General features: G+C 69.7%; 14 protein-coding genes. 8 read left to right on the plus strand and 6 right to left on the minus strand.

Translation table 11 applies throughout. The features are described 5' to 3' along the window. The first annotated feature begins 53 nt into the window (after nt 1-53). The 5 genes from OG219_RS45085 to OG219_RS45105 all read left to right on the plus strand — a co-directional run bounded on the left by OG219_RS45085 (nt 54) and on the right by OG219_RS45105 (nt 4,062). Nucleotides 54-443 carry a hypothetical protein gene (locus tag OG219_RS45085; protein ID WP_266837100.1) on the plus strand — a complete coding sequence of 130 codons (390 nt, stop codon included), beginning with the start codon at nt 54-56 and terminating at the stop codon, nt 441-443. Nucleotides 444-448: 5 nt separating this feature from the next. Next, the gene (locus OG219_RS45090; protein WP_266837102.1) at nt 449-1,261 is read left to right on the plus strand and encodes a hypothetical protein; all 813 of its coding nucleotides are present in this window, start codon (nt 449-451) and stop codon (nt 1,259-1,261) included. Between the two features lie 68 nt (nt 1,262-1,329). After that, the gene (locus OG219_RS45095) at nt 1,330-2,856 is read left to right on the plus strand and encodes a hypothetical protein (protein WP_266837104.1); all 1,527 of its coding nucleotides are present in this window, start codon (nt 1,330-1,332) and stop codon (nt 2,854-2,856) included. A 55-nt stretch (nt 2,857-2,911) separates the two neighbouring features. After that, nucleotides 2,912-3,241 carry a deoxyxylulose-5-phosphate synthase gene (locus OG219_RS45100; protein WP_266837106.1) on the plus strand — a complete coding sequence of 110 codons (330 nt, stop codon included), beginning with the start codon at nt 2,912-2,914 and terminating at the stop codon, nt 3,239-3,241. Beyond that, a complete protein-coding gene (locus tag OG219_RS45105) occupies nt 3,241-4,062 on the plus strand; it encodes an SMI1/KNR4 family protein (RefSeq protein ID WP_266837108.1) in 822 nt (273 codons plus the stop codon). The genes OG219_RS45100 and OG219_RS45105 overlap by 1 nt, the downstream gene beginning before the upstream one ends. Before the next feature lie 79 nt (nt 4,063-4,141). Here the strand turns inward: OG219_RS45105 and OG219_RS45110 are convergent, their stop codons facing one another. Further along, nucleotides 4,142-7,459, minus strand: a complete 3,318-nt coding sequence (locus tag OG219_RS45110; protein ID WP_266837110.1) for a S8 family peptidase — start codon at nt 7,457-7,459, stop codon at nt 4,142-4,144. A 330-nt stretch (nt 7,460-7,789) separates the two neighbouring features. Between OG219_RS45110 and OG219_RS45115 the strand changes: the two genes are divergently transcribed. After that, entirely contained in the window at nt 7,790-8,263 is a 474-nt protein-coding gene (locus OG219_RS45115; protein WP_266837112.1) for a DUF5990 family protein, read from the plus strand. On the opposite strand, the gene OG219_RS45120 is transcribed toward OG219_RS45115, so the two are convergent. Together OG219_RS45120 and sthA are read right to left on the minus strand one after the other, a co-directional pair. Next, entirely contained in the window at nt 8,260-9,018 is a 759-nt protein-coding gene (locus tag OG219_RS45120; RefSeq protein ID WP_266837114.1) for an SDR family oxidoreductase, read from the minus strand. The genes OG219_RS45115 and OG219_RS45120 overlap by 4 nt on opposite strands. Nucleotides 9,019-9,090: 72 nt before the next feature. Beyond that, nucleotides 9,091-10,494: a Si-specific NAD(P)(+) transhydrogenase gene (gene sthA, locus OG219_RS45125; protein WP_266837116.1), complete on the minus strand. Its 1,404-nt coding sequence runs from the start codon at nt 10,492-10,494 to the stop codon at nt 9,091-9,093. Between the two features lie 145 nt (nt 10,495-10,639). Here sthA and OG219_RS45130 point away from each other — a divergent pair, with 145 nt between their 5' ends. Together OG219_RS45130 and OG219_RS45135 are read left to right on the plus strand one after the other, a co-directional pair. Next, nucleotides 10,640-11,341: an alpha/beta fold hydrolase gene (locus OG219_RS45130; RefSeq protein WP_266837118.1), complete on the plus strand. Its 702-nt coding sequence runs from the start codon at nt 10,640-10,642 to the stop codon at nt 11,339-11,341. Nucleotides 11,342-11,586: 245 nt separating this feature from the next. Then, nucleotides 11,587-13,488, plus strand: coding sequence for a long-chain fatty acid--CoA ligase (locus tag OG219_RS45135; protein WP_266837120.1), 1,902 nt, complete (start codon nt 11,587-11,589; stop codon nt 13,486-13,488). Between the two features lie 223 nt (nt 13,489-13,711). On the opposite strand, the gene OG219_RS45140 is transcribed toward OG219_RS45135, so the two are convergent. The 3 genes from OG219_RS45140 to OG219_RS45150 form a co-directional block, all read right to left on the minus strand. Then, complete coding sequence (locus OG219_RS45140; RefSeq protein ID WP_266837122.1) at nt 13,712-15,076, minus strand: carotenoid oxygenase family protein; 1,365 nt, start codon at nt 15,074-15,076, stop codon at nt 13,712-13,714. After that, on the minus strand, nt 15,063-15,680 hold the full coding sequence (locus OG219_RS45145) for a hypothetical protein (protein ID WP_266837124.1): 618 nt from the start codon (nt 15,678-15,680) through the stop codon (nt 15,063-15,065). The genes OG219_RS45140 and OG219_RS45145 overlap by 14 nt, the downstream gene beginning before the upstream one ends. A gap of 161 nt (nt 15,681-15,841) precedes the next feature. Then, nucleotides 15,842-16,372 carry a helix-turn-helix transcriptional regulator gene (locus OG219_RS45150; RefSeq protein WP_266837126.1) on the minus strand — a complete coding sequence of 177 codons (531 nt, stop codon included), beginning with the start codon at nt 16,370-16,372 and terminating at the stop codon, nt 15,842-15,844. Nucleotides 16,373-16,432 lie beyond the last annotated feature (60 nt).

A 16,432-nucleotide genomic window follows, 5' to 3' on the forward strand; every position in this document is an offset into this window, starting at 1 on the left:
GTCTGAGTCCACGTCAGAGGGCAGTGGTTCTCGGGGCTTTCAGGGAGTCTGCGGTGGGGGACGGGGCGAAGGCGCGCAGGGTTTACGAGGATGCCGTCGAATACCTGTGCCGCAACGTCGAAGCGGTACGTGAGCTGGTCGGCCCGGGACCCTGGGAGGCTTCCTTCGCGGTCGTCCGGGACGGTGACCCGTCCGCCGGCGAGTGGCGGGACGCCGTACGCGCGCTGCACAACGCGGCCGAGGAGGCCGGTGTCCCCGGTGGCCTCGGTCTGCGCTCCACCATGGGTGTGGGCGAATGGCCGGCCGGGCCCACGCCGCGGTCGGCCGGCTGGGTATGCCCCACGGGCCGCTGTGCCCGGGTGGACCTGCGCATGGGGGCGGGGGCCCCGGACACGCCGACGTGTTCCTTGGCCGGGCGGCCGATGCACCTCGTGGGCGGCTGAGCGACTTGGGACTGCTCGTCGAACTCCAAAAGCGCATACCCGATGGGTGGTTCCTGCGGCGGCTGCTGCCCGCAGCGCTGTTCGTCGTGGTCGCGGCCGTGGGCGGCGGGCAGCTCGGCCAGCGCCGCTGGGACGACCTCGGGCTCGCCCGCGAGCGGATCGCCGGTGCTCTGCGGCTGAGCGGCGGCCTGTCCGCGGACGGCGCCGCGTCGCTCGTACTCGTGGCCGTGGCGGTGATGGCAGCGGCGTTCGCGGTGCCCTTCGCCGCGGGCGCGATCGGCGCGCTGGCGTCCGGTGCCTGGCCCTGGTGGCTGATGCCGCTGGGACGACGGCTCACCGCGTGGCGTATGCGGCGCTGGGCGCATCCCGAGGAGATCGGGAGGGAGGCTGTCCGCTCACGCGCCGCCGGAAGGCAGTTGCGGGCGGATCGGCTCGACGCGCGCAGGGCTCGTACCGGGTCGGCCAGGCCCGACTCCCCCACCTGGTCGGGCGACCGGTTCCGCGCAACCGAGGCGCACGTCCGGGCGGAGACGGGATCGGAGGTCGCAAGCGAGTGGACCAGGCTGCTCCTCGCCGCACCGGACACCTCCCGCGCCGCGCTGAGCGAAGCCCGGGACGCCTATGACGCGGCGTGCGAGGCGCTCGCGTGGAGCCTCGCCTTCATCATCCTCGGCGCCTGGTGGTGGCCCGCGGCCCCCGTCGGACTCCTCCTCTGGCTGGCTTCCTGGGGGTCGCTGCGCCGCGCGGTCCAGGCACTGTGCCGTACCACCGAAGCGGTGTTCGTCCTACAGCACACCGATCCCCCGCCACAGCCCTGAACTCGGCGTTCGCCTGCCGGCCCCATAATCCAGGGGCGGTTCGACGAAGTCCCGGGCAGGATGCCCCTGTGCACCCTGTGCTGTGCGGGCTCGCCGCCAATGCCTCCCTTCCCTCCCGGCTGATCGACCAGTTGATCGCGCTCGCGGACGACGCCGTCGACTGGGAGCTGGCGTATCGCCCGGACCTCAGCCACGCGCAGGTGGTCGCACTCGCCTCGCGGACCGACGGGACCGCTGTGCAACTCGCGTACGAGGGGCGGCTGACCGCCTCCGACATCGACCCGGTGACCCAGCCGCGAGCCGCGCTCGCTCTGCTCGACCAGCAGGCGGGCAGGCCGGAGTGGGCACGCCTCTTCGCGGCCGATCCCGTCGCCGAGCACCGGGAGAAACTGGCCGCGTGCCCCGGCCTTCCGCCCGATGTTGTGGAGACACTCGCCGCCGACCCGGACGTACGAGTCGTCGCCGAACTCGCGCTGCGGGCCGCGGCGGACATGGCCACCGGGCTTGCGAGCCATCCGCATGCCGAGGTCCGCCGCGCGGTGGCTGCGAACGAGGCGACACCACCGGCCGTACTGGCGATGCTGGTCACCGGCGAGGGGCTGCCTTCGGCTCAGAGGTGCCTGGTCTGCGACCGTGAACGGACGCCGTTCGTGCACGATCCGCAGTGTCCGCGGCCCGACTGCGATCTGCTCCCGGGGGCCTCCTGCGACGGCTCCCACGAGTCCACCGTGCACGACATGTGGCTGTCGGCCCTGCGGAACCCGGCCACGCCTGTCGACGCCGTCGTCGATTTCGCCGACCATCCCTCAATGCTGCTGCGCTGCCAACTCGCCGCCCGGCCCGACCTGCCACCGGATCTCTGGGAACGGCTCGCCCATGACCCCACTCCGGGTGTACGCGGCGACCTCGCCGAGAACCCTGCGATCGGCGACGCCCAGATCCGCGCGCTGGCCACCGACCTCGACCGGAGCGTACGGCGCGGGCTCGCGCACAACCCGAGTGTGCCGCTCGACGTGCTCGGCCACTTGGCCGCCGTGACCAGGATCGGCCCGACCGTGCTGCCCCGGATCGCCGCCGCTTCTCCGGCCGAGGTCGAGGACATGGCCAGGTCGACGAATCCGGCCCTGCGGATGCTGGTTGCCCAACGACGCGACCTGCCGACCGGGATCCGCGATCTGCTGGCCCTCGACCCCGACGCCAAGGTGGCCAAGTCCATCGCACCGCATCCGGGCCTCTCCGAAGCCCAACTGCGGGCCCTGGTCGACCGGCACGGGGTCCGGGTCGTCGCCAAGGTGGCCACCAACCCCGCCGCGTCACCGGCACTCCTTGAGGACCTGGCCCGTCACGAACCGCCGGTTCAGAAGGCTTTCCGCGAGATCGCCCGTCACCCCAACGCCACGGCCCCGGCCCTGCTCGCCTGTCTGACCGACGGCCAAGCCCGGCCCATAGCCGCCGGCCACCCCGCCCTGCCTCCGCACGTCATGGTCGAACTGCTCTCCGACGACGACTGGCAAGTGGCGGAAGCCGCGGCCGCCAACCCGTCTCTGCCACAGGCAGTCATGCCGGAGCTGATCCCTGCCGGAGCGGAGGCGTAAGTCCGGCCACAAAAATCTGTCGAATTCGTGCTGGGGGCATGCGTACGCTCCTCACATGGCCCATGCGAAGACCTCGTACGTCTGCCTGCCTTGCCGGGCCTCCTACAAGCAGCCTTTCGACACGGAGCGGCAGCGGATCTGTCCGCGCTGCACAGAGCCCTTGATCCATGTCGGATCGGCCTTCGCCGCGCCCCGGCGGCGCGACACCGCGGCATGGCGGACGCTCACCGTTCTGCTGAACGCGGGCGTGCGCTTCCACAAGAGCTGCTGCGGCGGCTCCAGATTCCGGCCCCGCACGCTGCGCGAGGTCCGCGAGCGGATGAACTACGCGCAGCGCACCGGAGAGCCCATCGCGAGAGCGCTCGCACGGCCCGATGTGCCCTGATGGGTCATGACGGCCTGGTGCGGCTCGTGGCGCCGCCGGCGGAGCCGGTCGAGGCCCACGGGGAGTGGACCGTCGTCGAGGGTGAGCTGGGGGTGCGGCTGCCCGATGACTACAAGTGGCTTGTCGAGAACTACGGCTGGGGCGAGTTCTGCGACTTCCTCTACCTGAGGACGCCGTTCGGCACGAATCCGTACAACGGCGTCGAGTGGCAGAGCGGGCGCCCGTCGGCGGCCAAGGACGGACTCCTGATCTGGGGTACGACCATGGACGCCGACCGGCTGTGCTGGCGCACGGCCGGGGAGCCGCGGGACTGGCCGGTCGTGGTCTGGGGCAGGGACGGAAACTACGAGACCTTCGCACCGGGAGCGGCGGAGTTCGTCGAAAGCTGGGCCGACGGACGCCTCGACTCCCGCCTGCTCGTGGGCATGGAACCGCACCTCGCGCCCTGGTTCAACACCTTCCGGCCCCGCGTCGACCGGTGCCTGCGTCTGTCCCAAGGGCCCCGCCCCCATCCCGAACGCCTGCGGATTCTCCGGGCAGCCCTGGCCCCCACCGCAGACCGGGGAACGTGGCGGTCGGAGGACGACGAATCGGGGCAGGACCATTTCGCGACCGTCGACAGCGGCTGGCTGCTCACCTACGACGTGTCCCGCCCCCACCAGATCCGGATCGGCTTTCCGCCCGAGGACGGGGAACGGGTCCAACAGCGCCTGTTCGCCGCCATCCGGCTCATGGAGTGCGAGGTTCTCGAGATCACCACGGCGGACGGGACAACCGTCCCTGCCTGGGAGACGGCCACGAAGGTGGAGAGGCCGGCCTGATCTCCGGCCCATCGAGCCCTGCAGCGCGAGGCCGCTCCCGCGCAGGCCGCAGCACTGCGCGGGAGCGGCCGGCAGCGAACTACCGGGCCGTGTACGCGCGGAGGATCGTCTGATCCACCGCGTTGCCCCGCTTGTCGACCGCCTTGGCACGCAGCGACACGCTGCCGCCCGCCTCCGGGGTCTTGACCGTGACCTTGCCGGCGACGACCGGCCGCAGGGTCCAGTGCAAGCCCTCGTCGTACGAGACGTACACGCGCAGCGCGCCGAGACGCTTCCCGGCAGCCGCGCCCTGCACCGTCACCGGGATCTTCAGAGTCGAGCCCGCGGTGGCCGTGCTGTCCGCCGCGAGCGCCGGAGCGAAGCGGACCACCGACACCGGCAGCGCCGTCTTCTCGGCGACGTTCTCCGAGCGGAACGTCCAGCTGGCGGTCACCTTGCTGGAGACGGGCGTGCCCCCGGCCCGGGTCGCCGTCGTGGTCAGCCGGTACGCGGCGGAACGGGCCGGGACCGTGAAGGACGCGGTGCCGGTCAGCGGATCGTCGCTCGTGCCGACCTCGGTGCCGTTCCTGGTGAGTGAGGTCCGCGCCGAGGCGTAGGTCAACGGGATGGAGTTGCCGTCGCTGTCGGCGAACAGCGGGAGGGTGCCGGTGATCGTGTCACCGGTGCGGGAGAGCCCCTGCCCGGTGCCGAGGTTCGGCCCGAACACACCGACGCCGAAGGCTCGTTGATAGCTCTTGCCCGGCTCGTACGCGGTGTACGGAGCCAGGTACTGGGCTTCGAAGAGGTTGGTCGCGATGTCGTACCGTTGGAAGTTCAACTGCCATCTGGTGGCGTTGTCGGTGTTCACGTAGACCGTGGGCTCGTACGGCAGGTTGCGGCTGACGATGTACTCGGCCCCGGTCGGTCCCTTGCCGGTGTCGGCCTGGATCAGCAGATAGCCGCGCTTGTTCGGGGATGCCGAGCCGAGCCGGGTGGAGATCTTCGCCAGTTCCTCGGACTTCGGGCCACGGACGAAGCCGTCGGTGTACCGGGTACCCGCGGCTTGGTACGCCAGGTGGTACTCGGAGGCGGTCGCGTTGTTCAGGAAGGTGGCCTGGATCCGCTGCTGGAGCTCGCCGGGGGCGGCGTCGGGCCCGAGGTGGGCGGTGCCGAACGTGAAGGTCTTGAAGCTGCTGAGCAGCCAGGAGGCGCTGGTCCAGTACTCGGACGTGGTGATCTCCGCGCCGACATAGCCCGAGAGGGGTGTCGCCTGCGGATCGGGCGGGGTGATGTCGACGGGCTTCGCGGTGCGTTCGTCGATGGTCACCTTCGTGTCGTGGTCGAGCTGCAGGTTGGACTGGTTGATGACGTCCACACCCGTCCAGGCGGAGCCGGTGAAGACGTAGAAGGAGGTGCTGACGAAGTAGCGCCCCTTGGGCAGCCGGATGGTGTCGGTGCCGGTCACGTTGCCCAGATCGCCCCAACGGCCCTTGCCGAGTCCGCCGACGCCCACGAAGTGGCTCTTGTAGCTCGAGGCGGGCGCGCCGTTGCGGGCAATGTGCTCGAAGGTCAGGTCGTAGGACTCGATTTCGCGCTCCACGACCGCCGCCGTGCGGACGGTCTGGCCGTCGCCGCTCGCCGTGACGTACGCGCTGTAGATGCCGTCGAGCGTGCCCGCGCGGGTGTCCGCGCTGACGGTGGTGGACGCCTCGCCGCCTGCGGGGACGGTCAGTTGCTGGTCTTCCACGGTGAACACGCCTGCGGGGGCGGGTTTTCCGTCGGGTCCGGTGGCCGTCAGGGCCAGGTCGAGGGTGACCGGTTCGGTGCCGTCGTTCCGGTAGGTGAGGCGCTTGGTGAGGAGTTCGTCGTCGGTGTGCGGCCACGCCTGCCGGCCGAAGGAGAGCGAGTTCGGCCCGGCGCTTACGGTCTGGTCGACGGCCCGGGCGAGGTCGATGCGGCCGGAGCCCTGCTGGTACGGCGTGTAGCCGCCGGAGACCGTGGAGCCGGTCAGCGTGGACTTGATCTGCTCTCCGGTCCAGTCCGGGTGTTCCTGGGCGAGGACGGCGGCGGCGCCCGCGACGTGCGGCGTGGCCATGGAGGTACCCGAGATGGCCACATAGCCGTCCGCGACGGGCGTACCGGTCCGCGCTATGTAGCTGTCGGCCGCCGCGGCGGCACCGATGTTCACGCCGGGCGCGGTCACGTCGGGCTTGATGGCGCCGTCGCCGGACCGTGGGCCGCGGCTGGACAGACCGGCGAGCTTGTCGCTCTTGTCGACCGCGCCGACGGTCAGGGCGGCGTCGGCGCTGCCGGGCGAGTTGATCGTTCCGGCCCCGGCGCCGATGCCGGTGTTCCCGGCGGCGATGACGAACAGTGTGTCGGTCTCGGCCGAGAGCCGGTTGACCGCTTCCTCCAGCGGGTCGATGCCCGGGCTGTCGAGGCCGCCCAGGCTCAGGTTGACAACGTTGGCACCCTGCGCGACGGCCCACTCCATACCGGCGATGATCGCGGAGGTGGTGCCCGAGCCGCTGTCGTTGAGGACCTTGCCGTCGAGGATCTTCGCGCCCGGTGCGACGCCTGTGTACTTGCCCGCGGACTTGGCTCCCGTACCGGCGGCGATGGACGCGACGTGGGTGCCGTGGCCGAAGCGGTCCTTGGCGTCCGGGGAGGTGGTGAAGTTCTTCTCGGCGATCTCCTGGCCGGCCAGGTCGGGGTGGCTCTGGTCGACGCCGGTGTCCAGGACGGCGATGGTCGTGCCGGTGCCGTCGTAGCCGGCTTCCCAGGCCGTGGGGGCGCCGATCTGCGGCACGCTCGTGTCCAGGTCGGCCGTGCGGATGTCGTCCAGCCAGACGGTGTCGACGCCGGACGCGGCCGTACGGTACGGGGCGGCGTCGGCGGGATCGCTGGTGAGCGCGTCCCAGGTGGCCGTGGCGTCCTCGCGCGGGGTGGTCACCGCGTCGGCGTCGAACGAACCGAAGGAGCGCCGCAGTTCGTTGTCGCCCGCGGTGCGCACGTCCTGCCGTACGGCGGGGCGGGTGCCCTGGTAGGTGACGATGAGCTGGAGGCCGTCGCGCTGCTGGGCCAGATACGCGGGCTCGCTGAGCGTGGTGAGGTCGAAGAGCCGCTGGTCGACGCGGCCCTCTTGGACCAGGCGCTCGGCGTCGACGGGTACGGCGTAGGTGTGGCCCTCGACGCGCTGTATCTGGATGGCGATGTCCTCGCGGCCCGCCGGGCGCTCCACGGAGACGGGCTCGCCCTCGTTGTCGACCGCGATGCGGTCACCGGTGATGAGCGTGATCCAGTTCCGCGCGGTGCTCGCGTCCGCCGCGGTCGGTATGGACGAAGCGCCACTCCCCGCCGCGGCGGCCGGGGTCACGGCAAGTCCGGCAACGAGTGCCGTGACCGAAGCCGCGGCCACCGAAATAGCCCATAAACGGCGCGGTCCACTGCTCGACTGTCTATTCAATTCGGTGCCCCTGACAACGTCAAAGCGAAAGGAAACTCCAATTGAGCCCCCGATCAAACAGTATGAACATGACAAGGGCTTTCCCTCAACAGGCCCTTGACCATGGACAGTTGAGATGCGTCAGCCGTTTTCAGTAAACCTCTTGAAGCGTTTCCAGTGTGTGAAAGAAATCCGCCGCCGATAAAGGCGATCGCTTTCTTCGCGAAGAAGCAGAAAAGGGCCATGTCGGCGAGTGCCCGATCCCGTGCACCGCGTTGCGGGCGTGGGAGCAATGATGGGGGCATGCGCATCCGTATCGAGGCTGTCGATCTGCCCGGCCTGAACTGCTCCCCCGCGGCCTCCGCCGACGGCAAGGCGGTGACCTACGGCAACGTCCATGTCGCCGTGCAGCGCCGCGACAGACCGGCCGAACTCCTCGACCCGCAGCCAGGCGACGCAGCTTCGGCGACCTGGACGCTGGAGTGCTCGACGGCCGACTCGCCGACCGGCACCGACGTGAAGGGCCCCTACGTGCAGGACCGTCTGGGCCGCCGGTTCATCTACCTGTCGTGGGGCACGGTGGACGAGTCGGGCGTCTTCTCGATGTTCCGCCGCGCCAAGCTGATGATCGACGCCATCCCCGCCGAGGTGCTCACCGCCGCCGCACGTGACGGCCTGCTCGTCGGCCGCCTCGGCCTGACGGACGCGTGCGGCGCACCCCTGTGCGCGCGGGTCGAGCCCCCGCGCATCACCTGGACCGCCGAGCCGGCCGCCTAGGAGTGGCGGCTGCCAGCCCCGGCGGACAGCCGGGCGTTGAGCCGACGGGGCAGCAGACGGCCGAGCCCGGCGAGGGCTTTGTAGCGCGCGTCGGGAATGCTCACCGGAACGCCGCGGCGGAAGTCGCGGATCGCGGCGGCGACAAGTTCGTCCGCGTCCAGCCACAGGGAGTCGGGGATGCCCGAGGTGTCCATCCGCGACCGCTCGTGGAACTCGGTGCGCACCCAGCCAGGGCACAGGGCCATCACATGGGCCCCGCTGCCGCTCACCTCCTGCCGGAGGCTCTCACTGAAGGTGACGACCCACGCCTTGGAGGCGCTGTAGGTGCCGCGGGGGAAGAACGCCGCCACGGACGCCACGTTCACGACACCCCCGCGCCCGCGCTCCACCATGCCGGGCAGCGCGGCACGCGTGAGGCGCAGTACGGCTTCGCAGTGCACCCGCAGCATCGCGAGCTCCTCGGACAGATCGGTGCCGAGGAAGGCGCCGCGCTGCCCGAAGCCCGCGTTGTTGACCAGCAGGTCCACGCCCTGACCGGCCCGTTGCTCCGCGGCGGCGAGTCCTTCCTCGGTGGCGAGGTCGGCGGAGAGGATCTCCACCTCGATCCCGTGGGCGGCGCGGTACTCCTCCGCCGCCCGCTGGAGCCGCTCGGTGTCACGGGCGAGCAGGACAAGACCGAAACCGTCCGCGGCCAGGCGCCGGGCGAACGCCGCGCCGATTCCCGCTGTCGCTCCGGTCACCATGGCTGTGGGCATGCCCGCGAGCATAACCAGTGCCCGTTCACGCCCCTCCCCCGCGCCTGATGAACTCCTTCACCCTCCGCCGGTTCAGTCCCTGAGCCGGTCGATCTGCCGGATCTTGTTGGTCGCGTCCAGGGCGGCGACCTTGTACGACTCGGCCAGCGTCGGGTAGTTGAACACCGCGTCGACCAGGTAGTCGACCGTGCCGCCGCAGCCCATGACGGACTGCCCGATGTGGATGAGCTCGGTGGCGCCGGTACCGAAGCAGTGCACGCCGAGCAGTTTGCGGTCGTCCGGGGAGACCAGCAGTTTGAGCATGCCGTGCGAGTCGCCGATGATCTGGCCCCGGGCCAGTTCGCGGTAGCGGGAGATGCCGACCTCGAACGGCACGCAGTCCTCGGTGAGTTGGTCCTCGGTCCGGCCGATGAAGCTGATTTCCGGAATGGTGTAGATGCCGATCGGCTGAAGGTCGTGCATCCGGTTCACCGGCTCACCGCAGGCGTGGTAGGCCGCCGTACGGCCCTGCTCCATCGAGGTCGCGGCCAGCGCGGGGAAGCCGATGACATCACCGACGGCGTAGATGTGCGGCACCTCGGTGCGGTAGTGCTCGTCGACGGTGATCCGGCCGCGCCGGTCGGCGGACAAGCCCGCCTTGTCCAGGTCGAGTTCGTCGGTGAGGCCCTGCCGGCCCGCCGAGTACATCACCGCGTCCGCGGGGATCTTCTTGCCGCTCTCCAGGATCGTAAGGGTGCCCCGCGCGTGACGCTCGACCGCGGAGACGGTCTCCCCGAACCGGAACGTGACGGCTAGGTCCCGCAGGTGGTACTTGAGCGACTCGATCACCTCGACGTCGCAGAAGTCGAGCATCCCGGGCCGCTGTTCCACCACCGTGATCTTGCTGCCGAGGGCGGCGAACATGGAGGCGTACTCCATGCCGATCACACCGGCCCCGACGATGACCATGGAGCGCGGGACCCGCTCCAGGTTCAGGACGTTGTCGGAGTCCAGGATGGTCTGCTCGTCGAACTCGACGGTCGCCGGCCGGGCCGGACGCGTACCCGTGGCGATGACGATGTGCTCGGCGGTCAACTCCCGTTCATGGCCGTTCACTTCGCGCAGGCCGATGGTGTGGTCGTCCAGGAAGCGGCCGGTGCCCGCGAAGAGCGACACATGGTTGCGGGACAGCTGGCTGCGGATGACGTCGACCTCGCGGCCGACCACGTGCTGGGTGCGCGCGGTCAGGTCGGCGACGGTGATGTCCTCCTTGAGGCGGTAGCTCTGGCCGTACAGATCGCGCTGGGTCAGTCCCGTGAGGTAGAGGACCGCCTCGCGCAGTGTCTTGGAGGGGATGGTTCCGGTGTGGATGGAGACCCCGCCGACCATGTCCGGGCGGTCGATGACGGCGGCCCTGCGGCCGAGTTTCGCGGCGGCGATGGCGGCCTTCTGGCCACCCGGGCCGGAACCGATGACAAGCAAGTCGAAGTCAGGCACCCTCCGGAGTCTGTCAGCCCGAAGCCCTCCTTCGAAAGGGTGAACGGATGACGGTTCACCCGGCGTGCGAGTAACTCCGGCTCCCGCTCGGGCTCCGCGCCGTCTCCGGGACGGATTGTCGGACCCCTCGGCTACGTTGCCGGGCATGACTGAATTCGTACTAGTGGCGGGCGCATGGCTGGGATCGTGGGCGTGGGACGAGGTGGTGCCGGAGCTGCGTGCGGCCGGGCACGGCACTCACGCGGTGACGCTTTCCGGGCTCGCCGAGAAGCAGAACGTCCTGGCCGGTCGGCAGACGCACGTGGAGGACATCGTGAGCGAGGTCGAACGCCTCGGCCTGCGCGATGTCGTCCTGGTCGGACACAGTTACGCCGGCATCCCGGTGGGGCAGGCCGCCGAGCGGATCGGCGACCGGCTCGCACACGTGGTCTTCGTCGACTCCGAAGTCCCGGTGAACGGCGGGTCGTTCGCCTCCGGCTGGTGGCAGGGCCAGGCCGCGTTCGAGGCAGCACTCGCCGGGAACGGCGGCTTCTGGGCGCCGCTCACCGCGGCGGACTGCGAGGGTCAGGGTCTCACCGACGAGCAGACCGCACGGTTCGTGGACGGCGCCACCCCGCACCCCGGAGCAACGCTGACCGACCCGGCCGTGCTGACGCGCCCGCTCGGCGAGCTTCCGGCGACGTACATCAAGTGCCTGCTCGACGGCCCCGAGCCGAACGACGTCGTGGCCGAGCTGCTGAAGAGCGAGCACTGGCGGCTCGTCGAGCTGGACACCGGCCACTGGCCGATGTTCTCCCGGCCGCGCGAGCTGGCACAGATTCTGCACGGGACAACCGGGGGGTCCTGAGCGGCGGTTCACTCCGTGGAACCGTCCCGCCCCGGCGACTTCGAACCCGCCGCGAAGGCCGTTCGCGGCGGCTCCGCCCCGGCCGGACTGCCTGCGAGAACCGCGGCCCGCCGCACGGAAACCCGGCGGCGGACGGGCTGCTCTGTGAATCCCGGCACGGTGGTCGTCCCGGTGGGCTAGATTCGGGAATCCTCGGCCCCGTGTCTCTCGGTGAGGCCGTGTCGAGGAGAATTGCGGAGCGGCGAATGCACCAGTCCGAACTTCCTTCACCGGCTGCGGCCGTGATGCAGGGGGGACTCGCCGACAGCCTCTTCGAAACGGCTCGCCACAACCCCGGGCTCGCGCAGATCGCGCGCCGACCTGACGCCTCGTCCTCGACGTGGACACCGGTGACGGCCACCGAGCTGTGGGACGAAGTGGTCGATCTGGCAAGGGGACTCGTCACCTCCGGGATCCGCCCGGGCGACCGCGTGGCCATCATGGCGCGCACGCGTTACGAGTGGACCGTGCTCGGTTATGCGCTGTGGTCGGTGGGCGCCGAAGTGGTGCCGATCTACCCGACGTCCTCGCACGAGCAGGTCGAGTGGATCCTCAAGGACGCCCACTGCGTCGGCGTCGTGGTCGAGGACGAGCAGGGCGTGATGACGGTCGGCTCGGCGTGTGCGGCGCTCCCGTTCCTGCGCCACGTCTGGCAGTTGGACACGGGCGCACTGTCACAGCTGGTCGAGCGGGGCCGCGCGATACCGGCGACGACGGTCGACTCGCTGCGCCGGATCGTGCTGCCCGACTCCACGGCGGTCGTCGCGTACACCTCCGGCACCACGGGACGCCCCAGGGGCTGCGCCCTGACGCATCGCAGCCTGGCGAGCACCGTGGACACGCTGCTCGCGGGCTGGAAACACACGACGGCTCCTCCCGGAGAGCAGACCGCCGTCCTCGCCTTCCTCCCGCTCTCCCACGTGTACGGCCTCATGATCCAGGGGCTGTGTCTGCGGGGCGGCCTGCTGATGGGACATGAACCGGATCTGCACGAGGAAGCCCTCTCCGCGGCGATCCTCTCCTTCCGGCCCACCTACCTGTACGCGGTCCCCTTCATCTTCGAGAAGATCTACAAGAACTTCATGCACTCGGCCCAACGAGCAGGCCGTGGAGCGCTGTTCGAGCGGGCCGTCCGCACCGCGCAGGACTACGCCAAGGCCGAGGAACGCCACCGGCTGGGCACAGGCCCCGGCCCCGGCTTCGACCTGAAACTGCAACACTCCCTCTACGACAAGGCGGTGTACAGAAAGCTGCGCACCGCGCTGGGCGGAAGGGTGTGCGGCGGGGTCTCGGCCGGCTCGCCCCTGAACCGTGAACTGGCCCTCTTCTACGCCGGAATCGGGATCTTCATCCACGACGGATACGGACTCACCGAGACCAGCGGCGGCATCACCGCGCAGCCGGTGGGACGGGAGAAGTTCGGAACCGTGGGGTGTCCTCTGCCGGGCACGGACATCCACGTGGCCGACGACGGCGAGATTCTGGTGTGGGGGCCCTCGGTGTTCCAGGGGTACATCAACGACGCCCAGGCCACCGAGTCCTCGTTCCAGGACGGCTGGCTGGCCACCGGCGACATCGGCCGTCTCGACCACGAGGGCTATCTGACCATCACCGGGCGCAAGAAGGACATCATCATCACGAGCGGCGGCAAGAGTGTGGCTCCCGCGGCCCTGGAGGAGCGTCTGCGCGTGCATCCGCTGATCCATCAGGCGGTGGTCGTGGGTGACAACCGGCCTTGCGTGGGGGCTCTGATCACGCTGGATCCCGAATTCGTCACGCACTGGCGGGCGGCCCGGGCCAAGGGTGAGACCCCGGTCCGGGACGCCCGCGAGGAGAACGAACTGCGCGAGGAGGTGAGACGTGCCGTCGCCGCCGCCAACACCACGGTGTCCCGTTCGGAATCGATCCGGGTGTTCCGTGTTCTCCCGGAGTCCTTCGACATGACCAACGGGTTGCTGACGCCCTCGATGAAACTGCGCAGGGACGCGATCACACGGCGTTTCGCCGCCGAGATCGACGCGATGTATCAGACGTCGTCGCGCGTTCCACGGGAGTACACGCAGGGCGAGCCGTCGACCTGGGACGACTCCGACAACGTATTCCGGTGAACCGGACGTGTGCCGCCCCGGCGCGGGACGTAGGTGCTTCCCAGAAGTGACCTCAGTGGAGTCACTCGGCTCCTGACTTCCGGCTGCTTGATCGTGGTGTTCATGGGGACAACTCTGCGCCGAGGGACGCGAGGTAACCAGATCCCTCTGGTGAGCAGGACTGCCGGTCCTGGTACTGATCCCACCACCGTCGGCGGGAATGCGCCGACGTACCGGTCGCGGGTCAGGCGTCGGCCAGCCAGTTGCCGTGGAATCCGGCGGGCACGCGCCTGGGCAGATGGACGGTGGCGACCGGCGGGCGGGACAGGTCGTCGGCGTCCAGGATCACCAGGTCGCTGCGGTCGGTGGCCGAGTCGTAAACGTACGTCATCAGCCAGCCGGGGCCGCCGGGCCGGTCGTCGGCGGGGACGAACGCCGCCTCGCCTGGGAAGCGTCCGGTCGCGAAGTAGTGGCTGTCCACCGATCCGTCGCGGAGGTCGTAGCGGTGCAGGGCCGCGCGGTGCCGGGTGTCCTCAGGGCCGTCCGCCGAGGGCAGCGGCGCCGAGGTGGCGTGCCCCAGACGGGCGGGGAGTCCGGCGAGGCGGTCGTCGATCCGGGGGAACTCCGCCTGCCTGTCGTCGAGTTGCTCCTCCTTGACCACGCCCGTGGCGAGGTCGAGCGTCCAGCGCCACAGTGTGGAAGGCTCGTCGACCTGCACGCCGTCACCCAGCGAGGGGTAGCGCATGCCGTGCAGGACGATGCGCTGACCCTCGTTCTCCTCGTGGGCGTTGAGGGTGTGGAAGACGTAGCAGGGGCCGATGTCGAACCAGCGCACCGTGCCGTACGGGTCGTCCCGTCGCAGCACGCCGAGACGGGCACCGTTCTCGGGCCGCCAGGAGTACGGCATGCCTCCGTGGGGATCGACGGCCCGGGCGAGGTCGAAGACGGCCGGCAGGTCCATGAAGACGACATGACCGGCCGTCAGGTAGAAGTCGTGCATCATCGTGTGCGCGGGCACATCGACCGGCCGGCTCACCGTCAACTCGCCCTGTGCGTCGGCGCGGTGGTAGGTGAGGAACGGCGCCGACAGGCCTCCGTATCCGAAGAAGTGCAGTTCGCCGGTGACGGGGCAGGTCTTCGGGTGCGCCGTCATGGCGGTGTGGAGCCTGCCCGCGAAGTCGAAGGGGCCCACGGTGTCCAGCTCATGGCCCGGGGCGCAGCTCAGCTCGTAGGGGAACGAGGTCTCCACGAGGGCGAGTGTGCGTCCCGCGTGCCGGATCACATGGGTGTTGGCGACGCCCGCGGTGTGGTCGACGCCCGATTCGCCGTAGACGGGCGAGTGGTCGGTGAAGGTCTTGGTGCGGACCCAGCGGTTGCGGTACGACACCGCCCGGCCGCCTTCGATACGGACGCCGTGGACCATGCCGTCGCCGATGAACCAGTGGGCGGAGTCGGCCTCTTGGGGGTTGGGGCCGTTGCGCAGGTACCAGCCGGTCAGTTCCGGGGGTATGACCCCCGTGACGTCCAGCGTGTGGGCGGTGATCTCGTCGGGGACCGGGGCGAAGTTGCCGGCCAGGTGAGGTGCGGAGGTGTCGCTAGTGCTGTGCATGACGGCCTCGGGGGGTGGCTTGCGGGACGAGCGAGTCAGGAGACTGCGCAGCAGCGGCGGCTTCCATCCGGGCCTGGACGCGGGCGGGGTAGCGGGAGGTGAAGATCATGGGGGCGACGAGGCCGACGACATGCGCCGTGATGCCCACCCAGGCGGGCGCCTCGGTGAAGTGGGCGATGAGCAGGGCGGCGAGGATGAACGTGAAGCCGGCTCCCCAGGCGGCCGTGATGGCGGCGTTGACCTGGTAGAACCCGGGCAGGTTCCAGACTTCCGGCGGGGTCTGGCGGCGCGCGATGCCCAGCGTGAAGGGCCGGCGGATCGCGAGCGTCCCCCAGGCGGTGAGGGCGAGCCAGGAGAAGGAGAGCGCGTCCTGGTAGGTCTCCAGCGCCGAGTTCGGGAAGAGGACCGCGAGGACGCCCACCACGGCGAAGTAGCAGATACTGCTGATCTCCAGGATCAGCGAGTCCGCCTCGACGCGCCTGCGAAGGTCCTGCACCAGCAGGAACACCCCGGTCAGGAAGCCCGCGAGGGCACCCCAGCGCAGGTCGAATGATGAAACGACGCCCGATGCGATCCAGGGGATGAATCCGCGCAAGTAGCCCACGATTGAGTCTCTCTCCATGACGTACTGACACTCGAGAACCGACATGTCGAAACTAGAAGGTCTGCTCACGACATGTCAATCGTGGAATGTGAAAGTCTCGGGGATGCGGGACGCCCTGCGCGGAGGTATCTCCGCGGTTCATCCGGAGGCGCCTGCACGGTTCACTCCGTGGTGGCGGCGGCGATCTGCTGGGCGGCCCACCGGGCCCACTCCTCCTGCATGGCGAAGAAGCGCAGACCGTATTCGAGGGCGATCCGGCCGTTGGCGGTGAGCATGCCCTCCTCGCTCCAGTCGACCGAGTCCTGCAACTCCAGCAGCTGGGCATGATCGGCCGCGGACTGCTGGGTCAGCTTGCCGAGGCCTTCCAGTGCCTCTTCAGGAGTGAGCACGCCCATGAAGAACACCCTCAGCAGGGCTTCGTTGTGTCGCACCTGCTTGGGCTCGACCTCGGTCAGCCAGTGGCGCAGTTCCGCCAGGCCCGCGTCCGTGAGCGCGTACTCCTTGCGACCGCGCGGGCCTTCGGCAGAGACGTCGATCAGTCCGCCGGTGGTGAGGCGGGCGAGTTCTCCGTAGACCTGGCTCTGGTTGGCGGGCCATACGTTGACCAGCGATGTGTTGAACAGTTTCATCAGGTCGTAGCCGCTGGCGGGCTTTCCGACGAGGAGGCCCAGAACTGCGTGACGAAGGCTCATGTCACCCATCCTATGATCCATAATCGACAGGTCACTCCACGATGGTCCATGCGCAACCTG

This window comes from Streptomyces sp. NBC_00038 (genome assembly GCF_026343635.1).
Lineage (GTDB): Bacteria > Actinomycetota > Actinomycetes > Streptomycetales > Streptomycetaceae > Streptomyces.